Annotated in this window: 19 protein-coding genes; 10 read left to right on the forward strand and 9 right to left on the reverse strand. The window is 70.4% G+C overall.

The window, feature by feature from the left end; all coding sequences use genetic code 11:
- Positions 1-23 precede the first annotated feature (23 nt).
- The 4 genes from IOD16_RS23350 to IOD16_RS23365 form a co-directional block, all read right to left on the reverse strand.
- Complete coding sequence (locus IOD16_RS23350) at positions 24-1,304, reverse strand: FAD-dependent monooxygenase (protein WP_236594306.1); 1,281 nt, start codon at positions 1,302-1,304, stop codon at positions 24-26.
- Between the two features lie 214 nt (positions 1,305-1,518).
- On the reverse strand, positions 1,519-1,800 hold the full coding sequence (locus tag IOD16_RS23355; protein WP_201436147.1) for a hypothetical protein: 282 nt from the start codon (positions 1,798-1,800) through the stop codon (positions 1,519-1,521).
- A gap of 28 nt (positions 1,801-1,828) precedes the next feature.
- Positions 1,829-2,173 (reverse strand): hypothetical protein, encoded by a 345-nt coding sequence (locus IOD16_RS23360; RefSeq protein WP_201436148.1) that lies wholly within the window; start codon positions 2,171-2,173, stop codon positions 1,829-1,831.
- 165 nt (positions 2,174-2,338) lie between these two features.
- A complete protein-coding gene (locus tag IOD16_RS23365) occupies positions 2,339-3,625 on the reverse strand; it encodes a M14 family zinc carboxypeptidase (RefSeq protein WP_201436149.1) in 1,287 nt (428 codons plus the stop codon).
- Between the two features lie 401 nt (positions 3,626-4,026).
- Between IOD16_RS23365 and IOD16_RS23370 the strand changes: the two genes are divergently transcribed.
- From IOD16_RS23370 to IOD16_RS23385, 4 genes are all read left to right on the forward strand, one after another.
- Positions 4,027-4,254, forward strand: coding sequence for a hypothetical protein (locus IOD16_RS23370; protein WP_236594307.1), 228 nt, complete (start codon positions 4,027-4,029; stop codon positions 4,252-4,254).
- 327 nt (positions 4,255-4,581) lie between these two features.
- Positions 4,582-4,737 carry a hypothetical protein gene (locus IOD16_RS23375; protein ID WP_201436150.1) on the forward strand — a complete coding sequence of 52 codons (156 nt, stop codon included), beginning with the start codon at positions 4,582-4,584 and terminating at the stop codon, positions 4,735-4,737.
- A 147-nt stretch (positions 4,738-4,884) separates the two neighbouring features.
- Complete coding sequence (locus IOD16_RS23380) at positions 4,885-6,306, forward strand: ABC transporter substrate-binding protein (RefSeq protein WP_201436151.1); 1,422 nt, start codon at positions 4,885-4,887, stop codon at positions 6,304-6,306.
- Entirely contained in the window at positions 6,303-8,312 is a 2,010-nt protein-coding gene (locus IOD16_RS23385) for an ABC transporter permease (RefSeq protein ID WP_201436152.1), read from the forward strand. The genes IOD16_RS23380 and IOD16_RS23385 overlap by 4 nt, the downstream gene beginning before the upstream one ends.
- 165 nt (positions 8,313-8,477) lie before the next feature.
- On the opposite strand, the gene IOD16_RS23390 is transcribed toward IOD16_RS23385, so the two are convergent.
- From IOD16_RS23390 to IOD16_RS23400, 3 genes are read right to left on the reverse strand one after another with little or no spacing between them, the layout of a single operon-like run.
- Positions 8,478-9,062: a TetR/AcrR family transcriptional regulator gene (locus IOD16_RS23390; RefSeq protein ID WP_201436153.1), complete on the reverse strand. Its 585-nt coding sequence runs from the start codon at positions 9,060-9,062 to the stop codon at positions 8,478-8,480.
- Between the two features lie 29 nt (positions 9,063-9,091).
- The gene (locus IOD16_RS23395) at positions 9,092-9,772 is read right to left on the reverse strand and encodes an ABC transporter ATP-binding protein (protein WP_201436154.1); all 681 of its coding nucleotides are present in this window, start codon (positions 9,770-9,772) and stop codon (positions 9,092-9,094) included.
- Positions 9,769-10,896 carry an ABC transporter permease gene (locus tag IOD16_RS23400; protein WP_201436155.1) on the reverse strand — a complete coding sequence of 376 codons (1,128 nt, stop codon included), beginning with the start codon at positions 10,894-10,896 and terminating at the stop codon, positions 9,769-9,771. The genes IOD16_RS23395 and IOD16_RS23400 overlap by 4 nt, the downstream gene beginning before the upstream one ends.
- A 195-nt stretch (positions 10,897-11,091) precedes the next feature.
- On the opposite strand from IOD16_RS23400, the gene IOD16_RS23405 reads away from it, so the two are divergent.
- The 4 genes from IOD16_RS23405 to IOD16_RS23420 all read left to right on the forward strand — a co-directional run bounded on the left by IOD16_RS23405 (position 11,092) and on the right by IOD16_RS23420 (position 15,782).
- On the forward strand, positions 11,092-11,871 hold the full coding sequence (locus IOD16_RS23405; RefSeq protein WP_201436156.1) for a hypothetical protein: 780 nt from the start codon (positions 11,092-11,094) through the stop codon (positions 11,869-11,871).
- Between the two features lie 361 nt (positions 11,872-12,232).
- Positions 12,233-12,799, forward strand: coding sequence for a hypothetical protein (locus IOD16_RS23410; RefSeq protein WP_201436157.1), 567 nt, complete (start codon positions 12,233-12,235; stop codon positions 12,797-12,799).
- A gap of 280 nt (positions 12,800-13,079) precedes the next feature.
- On the forward strand, positions 13,080-14,213 hold the full coding sequence (locus tag IOD16_RS23415; protein WP_201436158.1) for a hypothetical protein: 1,134 nt from the start codon (positions 13,080-13,082) through the stop codon (positions 14,211-14,213).
- A gap of 687 nt (positions 14,214-14,900) precedes the next feature.
- Positions 14,901-15,782, forward strand: a complete 882-nt coding sequence (locus IOD16_RS23420; RefSeq protein ID WP_201436159.1) for a hypothetical protein — start codon at positions 14,901-14,903, stop codon at positions 15,780-15,782.
- Here IOD16_RS23420 and IOD16_RS41310 read toward each other — a convergent pair.
- A complete protein-coding gene (locus IOD16_RS41310) occupies positions 15,761-16,990 on the reverse strand; it encodes a hypothetical protein (protein WP_328809355.1) in 1,230 nt (409 codons plus the stop codon). The two genes, IOD16_RS23420 and IOD16_RS41310, sit on opposite strands and share 22 nt — an antisense overlap.
- A 374-nt stretch (positions 16,991-17,364) precedes the next feature.
- Here IOD16_RS41310 and IOD16_RS40555 point away from each other — a divergent pair, with 374 nt between their 5' ends.
- Positions 17,365-18,291, forward strand: a complete 927-nt coding sequence (locus IOD16_RS40555) for a tetratricopeptide repeat protein (protein ID WP_236594308.1) — start codon at positions 17,365-17,367, stop codon at positions 18,289-18,291.
- A 74-nt stretch (positions 18,292-18,365) separates the two neighbouring features.
- Here the strand turns inward: IOD16_RS40555 and IOD16_RS23430 are convergent, their stop codons facing one another.
- Positions 18,366-18,734: a hypothetical protein gene (locus tag IOD16_RS23430; protein ID WP_201436160.1), complete on the reverse strand. Its 369-nt coding sequence runs from the start codon at positions 18,732-18,734 to the stop codon at positions 18,366-18,368.
- Positions 18,735-19,070: 336 nt separating this feature from the next.
- On the opposite strand from IOD16_RS23430, the gene IOD16_RS23435 reads away from it, so the two are divergent.
- Positions 19,071-19,502 (forward strand): DUF6892 domain-containing protein, encoded by a 432-nt coding sequence (locus IOD16_RS23435; RefSeq protein WP_201436161.1) that lies wholly within the window; start codon positions 19,071-19,073, stop codon positions 19,500-19,502.
- The last annotated feature ends 122 nt before the right edge of the window (positions 19,503-19,624 follow it).

Consider the following 19,624-nt stretch of genomic DNA (forward strand, 5'->3'; position numbering starts at 1 on the left):
GCACCGCGGGCCGATCGGCGGGGTCAGCCGGTGGTGGAGCCGAACGGCGTGCCGGCGTTGACCGCGGCCACGTCGAAGCCGCAGATCTCCGCGTACCCGTCGATCAGCTCTCGCAGCTCGCGCCGCGAGAACGGCGGCGACTGCTCGTCGAAGCCGTCCGGCGCCGCCCGGTGCGCCAGGTTGACCACGGCCTCCGGGCCGTACTCCCGGTTGGCGCGCTGGATGCGGGTCACCGCCGGGCGGCGCAGCCGGTCGTAGGCGGTCAGGGCCGCGGCCGGGTCGTCGACGGCGGCCAGGTGGTGGGCCATCGCGCGGGCGTCGAGCACCGACTGGGTGGCGCCGTTGGACCCCATCGGCACCATGGCGTGCGCCGCGTCACCCACGAGCGTCGCGGTGCCCACCGACCAGGTGTCCAGGGGGTCGATGTCGGCCATCGGGTACTCCAGGACCTGGTCGCTGCCGCGGATCAGGTCCACCACGTCGACGTCGGCGAAGCGCCAGCCGGCGAGCTGGTCGACGAACACCGACGCGGGCACCGGCTGGTTCCAGTCCACGATGCCTTCGGCGTCTTGCGGGGTGGGGACGACCACCGCCCAGTTCACCACCGCGGTGCCGCCAGGCGCGGCCTCCGTCAGCGGGTACACGACGGCCTTGCGCTCCTCGTCACCCCCGACGACCATGGTGCGCCCGCCGGAGAACGGGGCGCGGTCCGCGGTGCCCCGGTAGATGGTCAGCCCCATCCGCCTGCGCGGTCCGGGGTGGTCGGGGTGGAGCAGTTCCCGCACGGCGGACCGGATGCCGTCCGCGCCGATCAGCACGTCGGTCTCCAGCACTTCACGCGCGCCCGACGGCCCTGCGGCGACCACCCGCCACCGCCCGTCGGCCCGGCGGTCGAGGTCCACGACCCGCAGGCCGGTCGTGACGGCCCCGGCGCCGAGCCGCGCCCGCACGGCATCGAGCAGCACCGCCTGCAACGGCCCGCGGTGGATCGACAGCTGCGGCCAGCGGTACCCCGCCTCCGCGCCGCGCGGCTCGCGCAGGATCAAGTCGCCGCCGCGGTGGTAGTAGCGCAGCTCGGCGGTGGACACCGAGACCCGGGACAGCTCCTCCAGCAGGCCGAGCGCGTCCAGTTCGCGCACCGCGTTGGGCAGCACGTTGAGCCCCGCCCCGACCGGCCGCAACCGCACCGCGGCGTCGATCACCCGGACCTCTCGCCACCCGACCGCGTGCAGGCTCAACGCAGTCGTCAACCCGGCGATCCCCGCTCCCACGACCAGCACCCCGACCACCGGACGCCTCCTCACCTCTCCCTGGTTCCTACCACCGATCACGGGGCGTTGTCGTGGGGGGAGGTGACTCGCGGGGCGGCTTCACCACGACCCCGCGGACCGGTTCAGGTCCGCTGCCCCCATCGAGTTGGCGGACCGGCGCGTTCTTCAACCGACCCGCGTGGTGAACCTGGTACCGCCGCCACCGTCGCGCGACTCGCGCAACGGTGGCGGCGGTGGGCGTGACAGGTCAGCAGAACCAGCCGTTCTGGACCCAACCGTCCTGGTGGACGTTGCCGTAGGCGTGGCCGAAGACCCACTGCCCGCTGGGCGAGTAGCGTTGCACGTCGAAGTTCTCGCCGTAGTACAGGGTGCCGATCACCACGCCCGCCGCCGTGGCGCGGACGTACAGGTCCCGGGCGCAGACCTGGCGGACGGCCTGGGCGTCGACCGGGGCCGCGGAGGCGACCGGTGTGAGGGTGGCCGCGGCGGTCAGCGCCGTGACGGCGGCAGCCAAGCGGAGTGTGCGCATGGTGGGGTGCTCCTCGCGGTTCGTCGGGTCAGTCGAAGGCGAAGCAACTGCGCAGCATGAAGCCCCACTGGCTGTGGTTGTGCCACAGGACGTCGGCGGACCGGCCGTCGGAGGTGATGTAGCGGACCCCGATCCACGTGCCGCGCGGCAGCACGACGATCGGGTCCCGGTGCACGCCGCCGTAGTAGTTGCCGAACAGGGTGGTGGACTCGCAGGTGGTGTGCGCTTCGCGCATCGGCACCCACGGGTCGTTCACGGTCCCGCTGCCGGCCAGGGCGGTGATCGGATCCGGTTGGGCCGACGCGGGCCCGGTGATCCCGGTCAACGCCAGGACGGCGCCGGCCAGGACGAGCAGGACACGTTTTCCTCGCATCATGAGCAGTCCTCTCGGGCAAGGTGAGAGCACGACCTTGTAAGTCCTTACCAGGATGCTCAGATAACCCGCAAGTTATTCACCCGACCGCCGGGCACGCGTGGCCGGGGAGGAGCGGTCGCGGGCGTGGTCGTGCCAGACCACGCCCGCGGACCTGAGGTGAGGTCAGCTCGCGTAGGGGGCCTTCGCCGCCTTCGCCGCCGTCAGGAAAGCGCCCTTGTTCTTGGGCCAGAACAAGCTGTCCACGCACGAGTACTGCGGGAAGAACCCGCCGCAGCTACCGCTGCCCGACCCGATCTCGAACGTGTAGCTCGCGATGCCCAGGTTGCCGTAGGTGAAGTCGTCGGTCGTGCCCGTCGTGTCGCCCTCGGCCACCACCGTGTACCCGTTGAACGCCGCCATCTTCCGGCCCAGCGCCGCCAACTGCGTCGCGTTCGGGTTCGCGTTCCACGTCCAGCCCCACGGGGGCATGATCAGGTTGCCGTAGCTGTGCACCGTGATCATCACGCCCTTGGTGGTCACCGGCGCGGGCTCGGTGTCGCCCGGTCCGCGCTGGTCGGGGAACAACTGCTTGAACCACGCCTCGATCGCCTTGGTCTCCGGCTCGGAACCGGCGGCCGTGCCCTGGTAGGTCTCGCCGCACCGGCTGGTGCCGGCGCCGCCCCACTTGAACGAGGAGTTGCGGTTCAGGTCCACGCCGTAGCTCGGCGCCGAGCACGACGCGCTGGTGTTGTTGGCGTTCTTGCGCTGCATCAGCGGCTGGTTGCCGCCGGACGCGACGATGTCCACGCCGTCTGGGTTGACGATCGGCACCACCCACAGCTCGGTGGTGTCCAGGATGGACGTCACCTCGGCGTCCGTGCCGTACCCCTTGGTGACGTGGTCGATCCACCGCCACGCGAGCTCGCCCGTGGCCAGCTCCCGCGCGTGGATCTGCGCGATCAGCGCGAACCGGGGCTTGGCGGAGTTCGGGCTCAGCGAGCAGTCGCCGGACTGCTTCTTCGTGATGCAGATGGCCCTGATGTCGTGACCGCCCAGGCCGCGCGTCTTGCGCCAGCTGTCGCCGATGTCGTACACCTGCGTCAGCGCCGGGTACGCGGCCGCCACGTCGGTCAGGTGCTTCTCGTGCTCGGCCACCGTCCGGTAGCCGCCGTAGAACGTCTGGACACCGATGTCCGCGGACCGGCCGGTCGCCACCGGCTTGTACACCGAGTCGAACCTGCTCGGCCGGTAGCCGAGCCTGACCAGCCGGTCGGCCACCCGTTGGTCGCCGACCACCTGCACGGCGCCGTCGACGCCGTGCTCGACGTCGAACCCGGCCGACTGCAGCACGTGCTCACCGGCTCCCGGGACCTGCCAGTAGTACGGCGTGGTGTCGGTCGGCTGAGCAACCGCCGCGTTGGTCCCCAGGAGTAGCAGCACCGCCGTGACAAGACCTACCAGAACCTTCATCGACAGACCTCCAGACGAGCCGGCGGCCGAGGCAGGGTGACAGGGGGCCGCCGCGCCGAACGCGAGTATGGAGCACCGCACAGGTCACCAAAACCTACGAACGGGGGTCGCCCCCGGGCGCCGGCGTAACCTTGCGCCAGAGGGAGGAACGGCGTGCCGCCGACAAGCCCTTCCCCGCGGACGGCGAAGGGCGGCCCCGACACCAGTGCAGTCCACAAAGGACTTTTCTTTCCGGCGGTCGGCCGGAGGTGCGCACGCCACCGGCGCACCGGGACGCGTGGGAGCCGGCACCAGGCGGCAACGAGATCGAGGACGGGACGGGGCTCTCCGATGACGGGTATCGCCGACTGGCGCCACGCCGGCCGCGCCACGCCGTTTGCGCCGCGCTCCTCGTGGTGTCGGTGACCGCTCTGCGGACGGCGCTGAGGCGAATCGTGCTCGCCGCGCTCGTCTGCGTGGTGGCGCTGATCGTGCTGTTCATCGGCATGGGCCTGGCCGGTGTCATCGGCTTGTCCTCCGACCCGCACGGTTACGGGATGTTCGCGGCGATCCTGTTCGCGGCGGCGCTCACCCCGATCGCCCTGGTCCTGTGGTTGCTCTACCGGTTCCTGCGACGAGACGGCCAGTAGGCGGCGTCCCCGACGGGGTGGGCGATGCCGACCGGGCATCCCTCGCCGTGCTGCTGCACGGGAGCGACCAGATCGGTTTTCCGCCGTGGCCGCACCACATGAGCTGTTGAGCGCCGCCCGTTCCCGAGCTTGATCAGGTGAGCGGTACGGGCACGCCCTTGCCAGTGGATTATGCCGGGCCGCGGGGAATCGCGGTGCTGCAACGATTCGACCCGCTCGCCACGACGAGCAGCCCGGGGTCGGAGCAGGTCGAAAAGTCTCAGTGAACTCTGAGATCCGGCCGGTAGCGTCGGCGAAACGTTTCCGCGCCAGTCGGGGAAGGATTCGGTGAGGGTGGTGTTCCGGATCGCCAGAGCCGTGCTCAGCCCGGTATCCGTGCTCCTGCACCCGCAGGTCTCGGACGGGACGGTGACCGAGACCCACCCGGCCGACGTCGTCGTGACCACCGCGTCCCGGGTCGACCGCACGCGAGCGCGGGGGTGAACCCAGGCTCCACGTGGCCGACGCGGTGGTCGTCCAGCGGGTCCGGCTCCGCGGTCGACCGGCCGTGCCGGTGCTGAAGCCCATGCGCTGTCCCGCCGGGCGCAACGTCGCCGAACGTCCGCTCGATCGGACGCGAGAGGAGTTGTCGTGGAGGAGAACACAGGGTTGTCGAGGCGCACGTTCCTCGGGATGAGCGCGCTGGGCGTGCTCGGCCTCGCCGGGTGCGGGGGTGGTCCCACCGCGCCGCAGGTCGACGTCCAAGTGCCCCAGGCGCTGCTCGACCAGGCAGCCGCGCTCCGCGGCGGGTCGGTGGGGATGCTGTCGCAGAAGCTCTACTCGGAGACCGCCAACCAGGCCTTGGACCGGTCGTTGCAGGCGTTCGCGCAGGCCACCGGCACCACGGTCCGCAACGACCTGGTCTCCGGTGACGCCGGCGACATGGTCGCGAAGATGGACACCGAGGTGAAGGCGGGCACCAGCCGCGACCTGGCCTTCATGAGCGATCGGCGGTTCGTCGGCCAGCTCCACAACCTCGACGCCCTCACCGACGTCACCGACGTGGTCGACGAGATGCGCGCGCTCTACGGGGAGCCCGCGACGGAGGCGGCGAACTTCTGCGTGTTCGGCGGGCGCTGGTACGCGATCCCGTACCACTTCATCGCGACCGCGATGTACCTGCGCAAGGACTGGTACGAGGAGAAAGGCCTCCCGCTCAAGCCCCACTACACGTGGGAGGAGCTGCGCGATCACGCGTTGGAGGTCTCCGACCCGGCGAAGCGGCGCTTCGGCTGGGGTCTCACGGTGAACCGCTCCGGCGACGCCAACGGCTTCATCACGAACGTCATCAACTGCTACGGCGGCGCGATCGCGGACAACACCGGCACGAAGGTGGTGTTCGACTCGCCGGAGACCGTCGCCGCCGTCACGTTCATCGGCGACATCTACACGAACCCGAAGTACGCGCCGATGCTGCCGCCCGGGGTCGGCAGCTGGACCGACTCGAGCAACAACGAGAACTGGCTGGCGCAGGTCCTGGGGCTCACGCTCAACCAGTTCAGCGTCTACGCCGACTCGAAGACCAAGAACAACCCGGTCTACGCGAACACGCACCCGTTCAACGGCGCCACCGGGCCGGCGATCGACCGGCCGCTCGCGTACGGCGAGTCCAACTCGTTCGTCGTGTTCAAGGGGGCGAAGAACCCCGACCTCGCCAAGTTGGTGGCGAAGTTCATGGCCGGCGGGAGCGCGCTGCTCGGCGTCGCGAAGGGAGCACCGTGCCTGGTGAACCCCGCGTGGGACAAGGTGTGGGACTCCGACCCGCACTACACCAGCGGTGACCCGGCGTTCCCCGCGCTGCGGGAGCAGACCCGCACGCCGCTCCCGCTGACCACCAAGACCGGCTACGCCTTCCCCCAGGCTCCGAGCCCGGGTGAGCAGGCCGCCACCGCCGCCTACCTGCTGACCGACATGATGCAGTCGGTCATCCAGGGCACCCCGCCGGCCGAGGCCGTCGCCTCGACGCACGCCCGGATCGTGCAGGTCTTCGAGCAGCAGGGCTACCCGCAGTGACCGTTCCGCGTCCGCGTCCGGCGCCGGCCCGTCCGGTGCCGGGCACGTCGTCCTCGCTCACCTCCTCGCAGCGGTTGCTCGGGCGCGACTGGCGTCTCGCCGCCGTGTTCATCGGGCCGACGTTGTTGCTGGTGGCAGGCCTGATCCTGGTGCCGATCACCAGCTCGATCTTCACCAGCGCCACCGAGCGCCACGGCGCGGAGACGGTGTTCGTGGGGCTGGACAACTACCTCGCCCTCATCGACGACGCCGTGTTCCACAAGGGCGTGCTCAACTCGTTCGTCTTCACCGCCTACGCCGAGATCTTCAAAGTCACCCTCGGTCTCATCGCGGCGTTGATGCTGCACCACATGCGCCGCGGCCGGGCGATCGTCGCCGGGGTGATCCTGCTGCCGTGGGTGGTCCCGACGGTCGTCACGGCCTTCACCTGGCGGTCCCTGTTCGACCCGATCTTCGGCAGCGTCAACGTCCTGCTCACCGACTCGGGCATCGGGCCCGCCCTCGCCGCGATCGGGCTCGTCGACTCCTGGCCCGCGCAGTGGCTGTCCGATCCCGCGCTCGCGATGCCGGCGGTCATCCTGGTCAACGTCTGGAAGGGCGTCCCGTTCTTCGCGGTGACGTTCCTCGCCGGGCTCAAGGCCATCGACAGCGGTCTCTACGAGGCGGCGGTGGTGGACGGCGCCTCGCCGTGGCAGCGCTTCGCGCACATCACGCTGCCGGGTCTGCGCAACATCATGATCGTGACCGTGCTGCTATCGTCGATCTGGACGTTCAACAACTTCGACCTGATCTGGCTGATGACGCAGGGCGGACCGGGGGACGCCACCGCCCCGTACGTGATGGTGGCCTACTCGAAGGCCATCCAGCAGCTGCAACTGGGCGCGGGGGCCGCGGTCACGCTGGTGATGCTGCCGGTCATCGGCATCCTCGTGGTGATCCTCGTGCGGATGATGCGACGCGGCGACCTGCCCGGCTCGGGCGACTCGGGACGCAGGCGGCTGACCCCCGCGCAGCGCCGGGCGCTGCCGTGGGTGGTCGTCGTGGGCTCGGTGCTCGTGCTGGTCTGGGCGTCACCGCACATCGTGTGGAAGGCCGCGCTCGTGCTGGGCGTGTTCGTCGTGCTCACGGCCGCCGTCGGACGGGTCGTCTCCGTGCTCGCCGCGCGCGGCAACCGGGTGGCCGCCCGGGTGGTCGGCGGCACCGGCAGCGGGATCGCGCTCGTGGGCCTGCTGGGCTTCGTGCTCGCCCCGCTCTACTGGATGACGGTCACGGCGTTCAAGTCCGACGACCAGATCGTCGCGCGCACCGATGACCTCTGGCCGACCCCGTGGAGCACCGAGCAGTTCACCAACCTGTTCACCGGCAGGGCGTTCGGCACCTGGTACGTCAACACGGTCCTCGTCTCGGTGGCGTCCACGGTGATCGCCCTGGTCTGCGCGGCGCTGGCCGGTTACGCGCTGGCGCGGCTGAAGTTCCGGGGTTCGGAGAGCTTCACGGTCACGATCCTGCTCACCTACGTGATGCCGGGCGCGTTGCTGTTCATCCCGCTCTACCAGATGATGAGCGGGATCGGGCTCAACGACTCGCTGTGGTCGCTCGTGCTCGCCTACCCCACGTTCACCCTGCCGTTCGCGACGTGGTTGCTCGTCGGCTACTTCAAGTCGATCCCGGCCGACCTCGAGGAGGCCGCGCTGGTCGACGGCTGCACGCGGTTCGGGGCGTTCATCCGGATCGTGCTGCCGCTGGCCAAGCCGGGCCTGCTCGCGGTCGCGCTGTTCACGCTCACCAACGCGTGGAACGAGTTCCTGTTCGCCTTCGTGTTCATCACGAAGGACGACTACAAGACGCTGCCCGTCGGCATGCAGTCGATGATCTTCGGTGACGTCGTGCCGCAGGGACAGCTGGCCGCGGCCTCGCTGCTGGTCAGCATCCCGGTCGCGGTCATGTACGGGTTCGGGCAGCGCTTCCTGACCGAGGGCCTCACCGCGGGGGCCGTGAAGGGATGAGCCTGCACACCGGGGATCGACCCGGGTGACCAGTGCGCACGTGCCGTCCTCCAGCCCGCCGACTTCGATCACCTGGGCGGGCAGCGCCCACCGGCACTCGTCCACCCAGTCGCGGGGGATGCCGTTCTCGGACGCGTCGCCCCGGGCGGGACCCGTGCCGCTGCGTCACCGATCGGCTCGGCGCGCGTCGAGGTAGGGGCGGAGCAGTCGGTCCAGCAGGCCCAGCACCGCCGCCACCCCGTCGGCCTCGATGTTCTGCGACGCCCGGAGGACGGTCGCGTTGATCAGCTCGGCCATGCGTCCGGTCTCGGTCTCGCCGAGCAGGCTCAGGGAGTCGATGAGCGGCTCCTGGAGCCTGGCGTGCAGCTGCGCGCTGTGCTCGTGCAGCACCGCCGGGTCCATCACCGTCCGCAGCGCCTGGGCGAGCGCCTGCTCGGGCCCGGAGAACAGGGTGACGTTGGCCTCCACGTAGGCCCAGACGCGGTCGGCCGGATCGGTCACCGACGCGACGTGGTCGAGCACCCGCGCCGACCACGTCGGGAACACGTCCGCGGCCACGGCCTCCAGCAGGGCCTCCGCCGAGGGGAAGTACTGGTACACGCTCGACCTCGCGAGCCCGACGCGTTCACCGGCGGCGGCCAGCGTCGGCGCCGCGCCGGTCTCGGCGAGCAGCGCACGTGCCGCGTCCAGGATCGCCCGCCGCTGCCGGGCCCGGTGCTCGGCCACGGTGGGCGCCTGGATGCGGGGCACGTTCTCCTCCTGGCGGGTCGAGCCGTCCACTACGCGGTGACGGGCTCACCCGCCGTCAACCGGCCGTCGACCATCTCGAACACCCGGTCGCAGTGACGCAGCACGTCGTGGTCATGCGTGACGACGACTGTAGCCATTCGCCGCTCGCGCGTTTCGCGGGCGAGCAGTTCCAGGACCTCGTGGCTGCGCTGCCGGTCCAGCGCGGCGGTCGGCTCGTCCACCAGCAGCACGTCCGGTCGGGTGACGAGCGCGCGGGCGATACCGACCCGCTGCCGCTCACCGCCCGAGAGCTGGTGGGGCCTGCGGTCCTCCTTGTGCTCCACGCCCACCGCGGCGAGCAGCTCCCGCGGGTCACGCGGGTCCGTCACCCGTCCGAACGTCAGCGGGAGCCTCACCTGGTCGACAGCGGTCAGGGAGGGGATCAGGTTGTTGCTCTGGAACACGTAGCCGATCCGTTCGCGACGCACGCGCGCCCGGTCCCGCTCCCGTCCCGCCAGGTCGACGCCGCCGACGAGGACGCGGCCCGAGTCCGGCACGGTCAGCCCGCCGGCCACCGCGAGCAGGCTCGACTTCCCGGCCCCCGAAGGGCCGACGACGGCGATGACCTCACCCGGCTCGACGCGCAGGCTCACCTCCTCCAGCGCGACCGTGGTCTCCTCGCCGTCGCCGTAGCGCAGGCTCACCCGCTCCAGCAGCAGTCCTTCGCTCACCGGTTGCCTCCCAGGGCGGTCAAGGGGTCGATCTTGGTGATGCGCAGCACGGCCAGGGACGCCCCGGCCATGCCGAGCACGACCAGCAGCAGCGACGCGATCCCGATCGGCCCCGCCTCCAGCGCGAACGGCATGGGCGTGGCGGAGATGGCGGCGCCGGCGGCGAGGCCGACGCCGACGCCCACGGCCGTCGAGAGCGCCAGCAGCACCAACGACTGGGCCAGGCTGTCGCGCAACACGTACCAGGTGCTCGCGCCCATGGCGCGCAGCACGGCGATCTCCGGTTTGCGCTGGATGGTCAGCACGGTGAAGAACGCGCCCACGACCAGGGCGGAGATGGCGTAGAGGAACACCTGGATCATCCGCAGGGTCGCGGTCTCCGCCGAGTAGCCCGGCGACGCGGCGAAGGAGTCCTCCACCGTCATCGACGTCGTCGCGGCAGCGCTGTCACCGGCGGTGAGGTCCGTCCCGGACGCCGAGCGCACCGCCACCGCGGTGATCTCTTCGTAGGCGTGCGCCGGCGCCTGATCACCCGGCCCGGCCCCGACCCGGATCTCCTGCCACGTGCGCAGGGGCACGTAGCCGACGTCCACGTGGCCGTAGGTGTGCTGGCCGTCCAGCACCCCGACCACCGTCAGCTCCGTGCCGATCCGGTCGATCGTGACGGTGTCGCCGAGGCGGACGCCCGCGTCCACCGCCGTGGCGCTCACCACGACCTCGTGCGGGTTCGACCCGAGTCGCGCGCCCCGTGCCGCGTCCGGGGCGATGAAGGAGCCGGGATCCACCCCGAAGAGCGCCAAGTCGACTGCCACTCCCCCGCTGGTCTTCGCGTTGACCAGCGTGTTCCCGTACGGCGCGGCCGCCGTGACACCGTCCCTGCCGGCCCACTCGCCCACCGCGTCGAGGTCTACCACGCTGCGCGAGAACGCGGCGTCGGCCGCCACGCCGCGCTCGAAGGCGAGCGAGGTGACGGGCAGCTTCTTCAGCCCGGACACGCCGTCGTTCACCAGCCCCACCGACAGCCCGGACAGCAGCACCATCAGGACGGCGGTCAGCGCGACCACCGAGCCCATCAGCGCGAAGCGACTGCGCGCGAACAGCAGCTCGCGAATCGTCAGGAACATCCGTCACACCGCCCAAGGTTTACCGACACCATGTCGGCTACCTTACCGACAGAATGTCGGCAACTTCGCGGCCGGGTGGTCGGCGGCGACGGACGTCACTGCGGAACAGGCGTGCGGCACGAGGCCCGCTGCTCCCGTCATCACTACGATGCGACTCTTCTCACCAGACCGGGTGACAGTCGTTGGAGGCACGTCGTGCGGACGCCGAACGGGTTCGACGATGCCGGGGCCCCGGAGGTCCTCGTGGCGGCCGCGGCCTCCGCCACGGGCCTGTGGGGCTACTTCACGTTCTTCGTCGGTGACCACGTCTCCAGCGGTGGCTTGGGCGTCGCGATCCTGATGGGGTCCTACCTGGTCAACGCCTTGGCGCAGACCTCCCTGCTCCTGCTGCTGCGCGCCTGCCACTCGCTGCGGGTGAGGCTGGTGCTCGGGCAGGTGGACGGCGCGGCGAGCGGGGACCGCTTCGCCCGCGGCAGGCAGCACGGGCAATGGCTTCGCCCGGCGGCCTTCTTCGGTCCGGTCGTCGTCAACTGCTCCGCGATGCTGGTCTTCACCCCCTCCGGGTCGCCCTCCGGGTCCGACGACTTCGGCATCACCACCACGATCTTCCTGTTCACGTTGCTCGGCCTGGCCGCGACGTTGCTCGGCGCGGCGGGGTACTTCTTCGTCGTGCTGCCCCTCACCGGGCTCGTGGGCGCGTTCCTCCCCGAATCGCCGGGCAGGATCGAAGCCTCCCGCGCGGAGGCCGCCGCGAGGTCGTGGATCTTCCCCTTCATCGGCCTGTTCGGTGTCTCCCTGGGCGCGGGTGACGAAGTCCGCTCCTCCGACCTCGGCCAGTGGTTCGCCCACGACCTCGGCTCACCCGTCCCGCTGCCGGGAGTGCTGCTGGTGGTCGCCGTGGTCGGCGCCACCACCCTCATCGTGATCAACAACCGCGCCCGCCGTAAGCGCACTCGAGAACCCGGGCGCGCCTGAACCACCGCAAGCCGACCCAGCGCGAGAAAGCCATCACCGCCGGTAGAACGTTGATGTCACGACGTTGGGGCAAGCACGACGTCAAGGCCTGGACCAGGCCCCGCATGGGCGACGATCTCGCGGTGCCAGGCGAGCAGAGGTGCCCGGTTCACCGACAAGACATCACGTCACCGGCAGCGATCCGCGGACCAGGACAGGGCGGCGAACCAGGACCGGCCCACCGCCCCGCGCGGACCCGGACCCGCGAGCCGCCGACGGAGTATGGCGTCTCGTGCCGAAGCCGCGCAGTGTGGAAAGCGACTTCACACCGGACATGCGAATCCGCCATCGCTTCAACCCCGCAGGCGGCAGACTTGCGTGAATGGTGGCAAGAGCCTCGGCTCAGCTGGTACTCGGCGCGCTCATCCTCACCGGTAGCGCAATGATCTTGTCGGTCCTGCTCAAACCTCCCGTGGTCGGGATGGCCAGTCCGCAGTGGGAGCTGGTGTCACCGGTCGCCGTGCAGGAGACTGCGGCGAAGTGTGACAGCGGGCGGGTCTCACGCAGGAGTGCGAAGCCCGCCACGGGTCCGGTCATGACGCGATCCAACGGCTTCGTGGTCGTCATTGGCGCCTCCAACCAGGTCACTGCCTGCGTTCGGACCGGCGCTTATCCCTCTGCTCACACCGTGGCGTTCCCACCGGACTACCTGCAGACGTCGGTGCTGATGTCGGCCTGGCTGGACGACGGTGCAGGGCCTGTCGGCTACGGAGCCGTTCGCTCGGATGTCGCCGCTGTGGTCATCCACTTCCCCTCTGGCCGAATGATCAGCGCACAGGTGAGTGACGGGTTCTACCTGGCCGACTTGCACGGGCTGTCCCACGATGAGTTGCACCGGCTGTCCTACCAGGCGTTCGACGCCGCAGGAACGATGTTGACCAGCCAATGACGGTGGACCTCGAGGTGAGGTTCACTCGGTAGCCCGAAGCCTCTCCGAATCAGGACGAGGCCGGCCGCGGTGAGCGGGACGACGGGCTCATCGCGACAGGCCCGGAGGCGTTGCACCGGCTGCGTTAGCCGCATGCGAAACTCAACCGAACCAACGAGATCCTCAGGGCCGCGTCCGCGTCCTCGCGACGAGAACCGACCCGCCCAGCGACGGTCGTGGACCGATGACGCCGTGCACCGGCGGGCAGGCTCGTGCCAGGCGGTTGCGGCATCATCTCCCCATGACAGCCGCACGGCTGCTGGCGCGCCGCACCGAGCGGTGGTTCGTCCAGCAGGGAGCCCCGACGATGATCGAGGGCTACGGGTTCTTCACGCACGTGCTGCCGCGGATGCTGCCGGCGCTGGCGACCATCGCGATCGCCTGCCTCGTCTGGCTCGTGCCGCTCGGCGCGGCGGGGTACGGGCGGTGGGTGCTGCTGACGTTGATCCTCGCCAGCGCGCTCACGACCTGGATCGTGCTGTCGGTGTTCGTGCGGCGGCTGCCGCTGTTCACGCGCAACCGCATGATCGCGATCCTCGTCGGGTACGCGGTGGTGCCGGTGATCGTGCCGATCCTGCAGGACACCATCGAGGGCACGCCGGACAGCGATCCGGTGCAGCTGGTGGTGTTCTTCGCGGCGATCTTCGCCGCCGCGTGGTTCTCGGTGACGTACGGGCTGGTGGCATTGCTCGAGGGCGCGATCCGGCACACGGTGAACGACATGCGCAACAGCGTGCACCTGCTCGGGCGGGCGTTGCCGCCGTTGTTGTTCGTGACGCTGTTCCTGTTCTTCACCGGCGAGCTGTGGCAGGCGATGAACCAGCTGCCGTGGCAGCGGGTGAGCCTGGTGGTGGCGTTGTTCGCGGCGATCACCGTCCTCGCCGCGGCCGCGCGGCTCAAGGACGAGATCGGCCGGGTCGAGCAGGACCTGCGCCCCGAGGTCCTGGAGGAAGCCTGCCGGGGCACGCCGCTGGGCGACGAGGAGTTCGACGAGCCGCTGCGCCCGCACAAGCTGAACGGCCGGCAGTCCCGCAACCTGCTGGTGATGCTCGCGATCCGCCAGCTCGTGCAGGCGGCGGTGGTGGGACTCGCGCTGTTCGCGTTCTTCGTGGCGCTCGGCCTGATCGTGGTGACGCCCGCCGTCGCCGAGCAGTGGATCGGAGCGCCACCGGAGCCCGCCAAGTGGGTTCCCGGCGTGCCCGCGGCGATGCTGCGCAACGCCACGTTGTTCGCGGCCTTCGGCAGCATGTACTTCGCCGTGGTGTCGATGAGCGACGCCGAGCAGCGCAGGCAGTTCTTCGCACCCGTGATCGAACGGATCGAGCGGACGTTGGCGGTGCGCGCGGTCTACCTGGCGGTCCGCGAGCGCGCCTAGTGCCGCGTCCCGCAACCTTGATCGGGTAGTGGGTCCAGGTGCGGATGGGTGAGTCGGTGGCGAAGCCGGTCTTGGGTCGGGCTCGGGCGTTGCGCCAGCGGATGTAGACCTCGATCCAGTCCAGTCGGCTGGAGCAGGCCGGCAGGAACACCAACTGGGCGTCGTTGGCGGTTGCCGATCTTGTCGAACTCCCAGGAATGCCGTCGTACTCGGTGACGGTCTCGTTGGGCACTTCGTCGTCGAAGACGCCCGCGGCGGTGAGCTGACGTCCGCCGTCCGGTCGGGCGCCGGAACCTGGTTCTGGCGCTCGCGCCTCAGCCCGTCGTAGAGGGAGTAGGCAGGCAGGCGCTTGTCGTCGTCCGGCAACTGCTTGGACACCACGACGCTGGGCTTGTCCGTGTTGTCCTGGTACTCGAACATCGGGTAGGCGGTGGTGGTCTGCTCACCGCGGGCGTCGTAGACCTCCAGCGGTCGGCCGTAGGCGTCGTAGGTGGCCTGCGAGGCGGTCACCCGGTTTGACCGGGGGCGTCCCACTTGTCGAGCACCTCGACCTTGGTGATGTTGAGCTGCGGTGATCGTGCATCATGAGCTGCGGGGCATGCTCGCGCGCCTGGCGATCCGCTCCGAAGACGAGCGCAGGAGTGCCGCTCGAATCCTGCGGCGCGGCGTGCTCACCAGATCTGAAGAATGGCGCGGACCGATGACGCGCTGCCCACACCACATCCCGGGGTCGGGCAGTATTGCACTGTGAACGACGGCTCCTTGCCCCACCGTCCGGGGCCCGAAGACCCGGTCGACACCGATGAGACGCCGCGTCCTCGGCGCGGCGGACGGGAAGTCGGCCAACGTGCGCGGGCGAGCTCGGACGGAGTGGTCCTGCAGGCCGGCCGGGACCTGACCGTCAGCTTCGCATCACCCGATCGATCCGACACATCGAGATCGCGCGCGCGGCTGCGGATCGCGATCGCCGCGGTCGGGGTGATCGCTGTGGCGGCGGTGACGGCTTCCGTGATCACCTACCTGCGCGGCGCCCTCGTCCACGCCCCGGCCGGAGCACAATCGCCGACGAGCACGAACACCGCCGCGGAGAGCACCTCCTCGTCCTGGCCGCACCCGCCCGTCAAGACTTCGAAGCCCTCCAGGCCGGACGCGTCCATCGGCGAGCCCCAGCCCACCATGGCGAAGAAGGAGTACCGGCTCAAGCCGTCCTCGGACGTGCGGACGAATGACATCGACAAGATCGACCTCGACACGGGCTGCCCGGGCTGGGGCCCGACCTCCATCCCCGTGGGCCGCAAGCGGTGCGGTGAGCTCGCCGACCTCATCGTCGAGGACTACGGGGTGCACGCCCCCAACGACCAACCGCTGCTCACACCCGTGGACGGCCTGGCCACCTACACGTCGTGCCGCGACCGGACCGACGGCGTCGGCACGATCCTCCTGGAGGACCTGCACGAGGGGGCACAGCTGTGCGTTTGGACCGACAAGCGCAACCTCGCCGCGGTTCACATCAGCTCGGTCGCCGAGACCGGGGAAGTGGTCATCGACTACGAACTCTGGACATCCTGACCGCCCGCCCACCGAACCTCGGCACTGTCAACCACCGACCGAACTGCTGTCACCGACTCGACATCCGCGAACGGCACCCCACCAGGTAGACCGCTCGGCGGGAACCACCGGCTCGCGGCGTCGACGCGCGGGAACTGCCGCACGCCCCGGGTCCGCCATTGTGCGGAGTGGTTCGGCGGGGCGCGGTGGAACGCTGGGGTGGTCGTCCGGTCATCGACCAGGTCCGGGAGGTGTCTCCGTTGGTGGCGTTCGAGCCGGAGCCGTCCCGCTTCCCCGGCTCCACGTCGGCCGATGTCGGCGACCTCGGTGTGCGCAACACGGTGTCCGGTGTCGTGGGCGGAGTGGTGCAGGCCGGTGTGGTGCACGGTGGCGTGCACCTGCACACGGCCCAGCCGACCTCCGCCTGGGTGGTGCCGCGCCAACTGCCCTCCGCACCGGCGTTGTTCGTGGGACGAGCTGTGGAGCTGGACGCGCTGGACCACGCCCTGGCCGCGGTTGCGCCGAACGGACGGGGCACCGCTGTGCAGGCTCCGACCGCACGCGGACCGTCCCTCGCCGAGTTCCCGGTCGGGGACGTGGCGACGGGGGTCTCCACCATCGGCGGTGCGGGAGGAGTGGGCAAGACCTGGCTGGTCCTGGCGTGGGCGCACCGTCACCTGGACCGATTCCCCGACGGGCAGCTGTTCGTGGACCTGCACGGTTTCAGCCCGGCGCGAGAGCCGATGGACCCGGCCGTGGCGGTACGGGGGTTCCTCGACGCCCTCGGCGTCGAGCCCGGACGCATCCCGGCCGACCCGGACGCGCAGGTCGCGCGGTACCGCAGCCTGGTCGCGGATCGGCGGATGCTGATCGTGTTGGACAACGCGGCCACCGCCGACCAGGTGATCCCGCTGCTGCCGGGCAGCTCCACCTGCACGGTGCTGGTCACCGGCCGCACCAGGCTCGCGTCGTTGATCGACCGCCACGGTGCCCGCCACCTGACCCTGGACATCTTGACCCGTGACGAGGCGCGTGCCCTGTTGACCGCTCGCCTGGGTACCGGGCGCGTCGCCGCCGAACCCGACGCCGTGGACGAGCTGATCGCATTGTGCGGGAGTTACCCGCTGGCGCTGTCGATCACCGCCCGTCACGCCGTCACCAGCCCTGCCGTCCCCCTGCCCGAAATCGCCGGCGAACTGCGCGAATCGGGTCTGGAGGTGCTCGACCACGACACCGATCCCGCCGCCAGCCTGCCCGCGGTCCTCTCGTGGTCCCTGCGCCGGCTCACCGACGAGCAGCGCACCGTGTTCGCCCTGTTCGGAATCGCCCCCGGTCTCGACACGACCCCGCCCGCCGCGGCCGCGCTCACCGGCCTGACACCGGTCCGTGCCCGCATGGCGTTGTCGGCGTTGGTGGAGGCGTCACTGGTCGATCGGCGCCCGCACGGCCGGTACGCGATGCACGACCTGATCCGCGACTACGCCACCACCACTGCCCACGACCTGCCCCGCGGCGCACGACAGGCCGCGCTGGCACGGGTGATGGACTTCCACCTGCACACCGCCGCCACCGCGGACCACCTCCTCAACACCTACCACCCGTCTTGCCGCCCGCCGCGCCCGCGCCCGGCGTGCACCCGCTCCCGCTGTCCGACACCGCCACCGCGGCAGCCTGGCTGGAAGCCGAACACGCCACCCTCCTGGCCACCCAGCAGGCCGCCGTGGTCCTCGGCCGCCACCACGTCGTCTGGCACCTCGCCTGGGCACTCAACAACTTCCACATGCGACGAGGGCACCTGCGCGACTCGCTCGCCGCCTGGCGGGCCGCGCTGGACGCCGCCGTCCACCTGCCCGACCCGGCCACCCGCAGCCGCGCCCACCGGCACCTCGGCCGCGCCTGTGCCCGGCTGGGCCTGCACGAGGAGTCCCACGAACACCTGGCTCGGGCACTCGACCTGGCGGTGCGCCACCACGACACCGCCGAACAGGCCCACACCCACCGGGTGCTCGCGTTCTTCTGGGGACGCCAGGGGGACGACCGGCGGGCCTTGGCGCACGCCCGACACGCCCTCGACCTGTACCGCGCCATCGGCCGGCCGCTGTGGGAGGCCGACGCGCTCAACTCGGTGGGCTGGTACTGCGCACGCCTCGACGAGCTCGACACCGCGCGTGACCACTGCCACGCCGCCCTCAGCCTGCACCGGCGGTTCCACGACGCCGACGGCGAGGCGTCCACGATGGACACCTTCGGGCTGATCGCCCATCGCGCCGGCGACCACAGGCAGGCGATCGACCACTACCACCAGGCACTCACCCGCTACCGCGCCCTCAGGAACACCTACTTCCTCGCGTACACCCTCGACAACGTCGGCCACCCCCACGCCGCGCTCGGAGAACACGACCAGGCCCGCACAGCCTGGGAAGAGGCGCTGGAGCTCTACCGTGAACAAGGCCGTGACATCGAAGCCCGACGCCTCCGACAACGGTTGCACGACCTCGACACCCTGGTCTCTCCACCGGAGAGCGCCTGATCACCGGGCCGGCTCGCGCAGGACATCCGGTCGGACCGAACGCCGGTACGCCGTCGTATCGGGGTGAACGATGTTCAACGCTTGAGGTGCCACGTCAGCGCCGGCCGCGGACCGGGTTGGTAGCCGCTGAACGTGCCGGTGCGGATCGCGGAGTCGAGGTGGTGGCCGAGGTCGGGGAAGGTCTCGGCGATGCGGGCGACGGCGGCACGGACCGCGCGGGTGACGTTGATCCTGGCCCGTTCCGGGGCCGATCCGGTGGGCCGGGCGCGTCCGCCGAGGCCGAAGGCCGCTTGGCGGTGTCGTCCAGCAGCGGTCCGAGGTCGTCCGAGCCGCAGGCCGTCAACTCGGGCTCGGCAGGCGGTGCGGTCGGCGCGTCGGGACGTGTCGCTGTCGGCGGCCAAGTCGACCACCCGCCAGTTGCCGCCGGCGAAAGCACGCTGCATCTCCCTCAACGCACCCGAGACCGCCGACAGGGACATCTCCGTCGATAACGCTTGAGGCATGCTTGATGCGGACATGTCCCAAGCGTCACAACGCTTCCGACTCACGGGTCGGACGCACCCGTCCTCGGTGGCTCGATCTTCGACGACGAGCCGTTGGCGCGGCCGGGTTTGCCGTTGGAGCGGGCCGCCGCACCGGGGCGCAGACTCCCCGACGGCCTGGCGAGCACCGATTGGTGTCATCGGGTCACCCGAACCGCCGTTTCAGGGCCGAGGACCTGCCCGGAAGGCATGGGTGGACTGCCCGGATTGTCGGGGTGGTCTGGTAGATAGTGGGGCATGTTCCAGGACTTCAACTTCAAGCTGCTGGTCATCGACAAGCTCATGTACCAGGACAAGGTGATCCAGCCGCCGTTCCGGATCGCCGACGTCCTCCATGCCAAGGGCGCCACCGGCGACCTGTGGAAGTACCTGTACGAACAGGACCTCCTGTACACCGTCCTCGAAGAAGCCCGCCAGTACTTCACCGACCTGGAGATCACCCCCGACCAACTGGCCGCCGTGGACGAACTGACCACCGACGGCGGGTTGGCGATCTACCACCAGTGCTCCCCCTTCTGGGACGGCGAGGACGACCTCTTCGACGTCACCTCGCTGGACGACCTCGCCCTGCTGCCCAACCTCCGCGTGATCCACGGCGGCGACGAGGCCATGATGGCCGCCCCCGGCGCCCAGGACACCCTCAAGGCCCGCGGAATCGCCGTGGGGTGAGCAGCCGCGTCCATCGCCACCGCTCAACAGCTCCCGCACCCGGCTGCCGATGTCCGCCCCTGTGCCTGCCGAGAACCTGGTCCGTGCAGGGAAAGACGATCCTTGGGAGCGCTCACGGGCAC

It is taken from the genome of Saccharothrix sp. 6-C (assembly GCF_016695385.1).
GTDB classification, from domain to species: Bacteria; Actinomycetota; Actinomycetes; order Mycobacteriales; family Pseudonocardiaceae; genus Actinosynnema; species Actinosynnema texasense.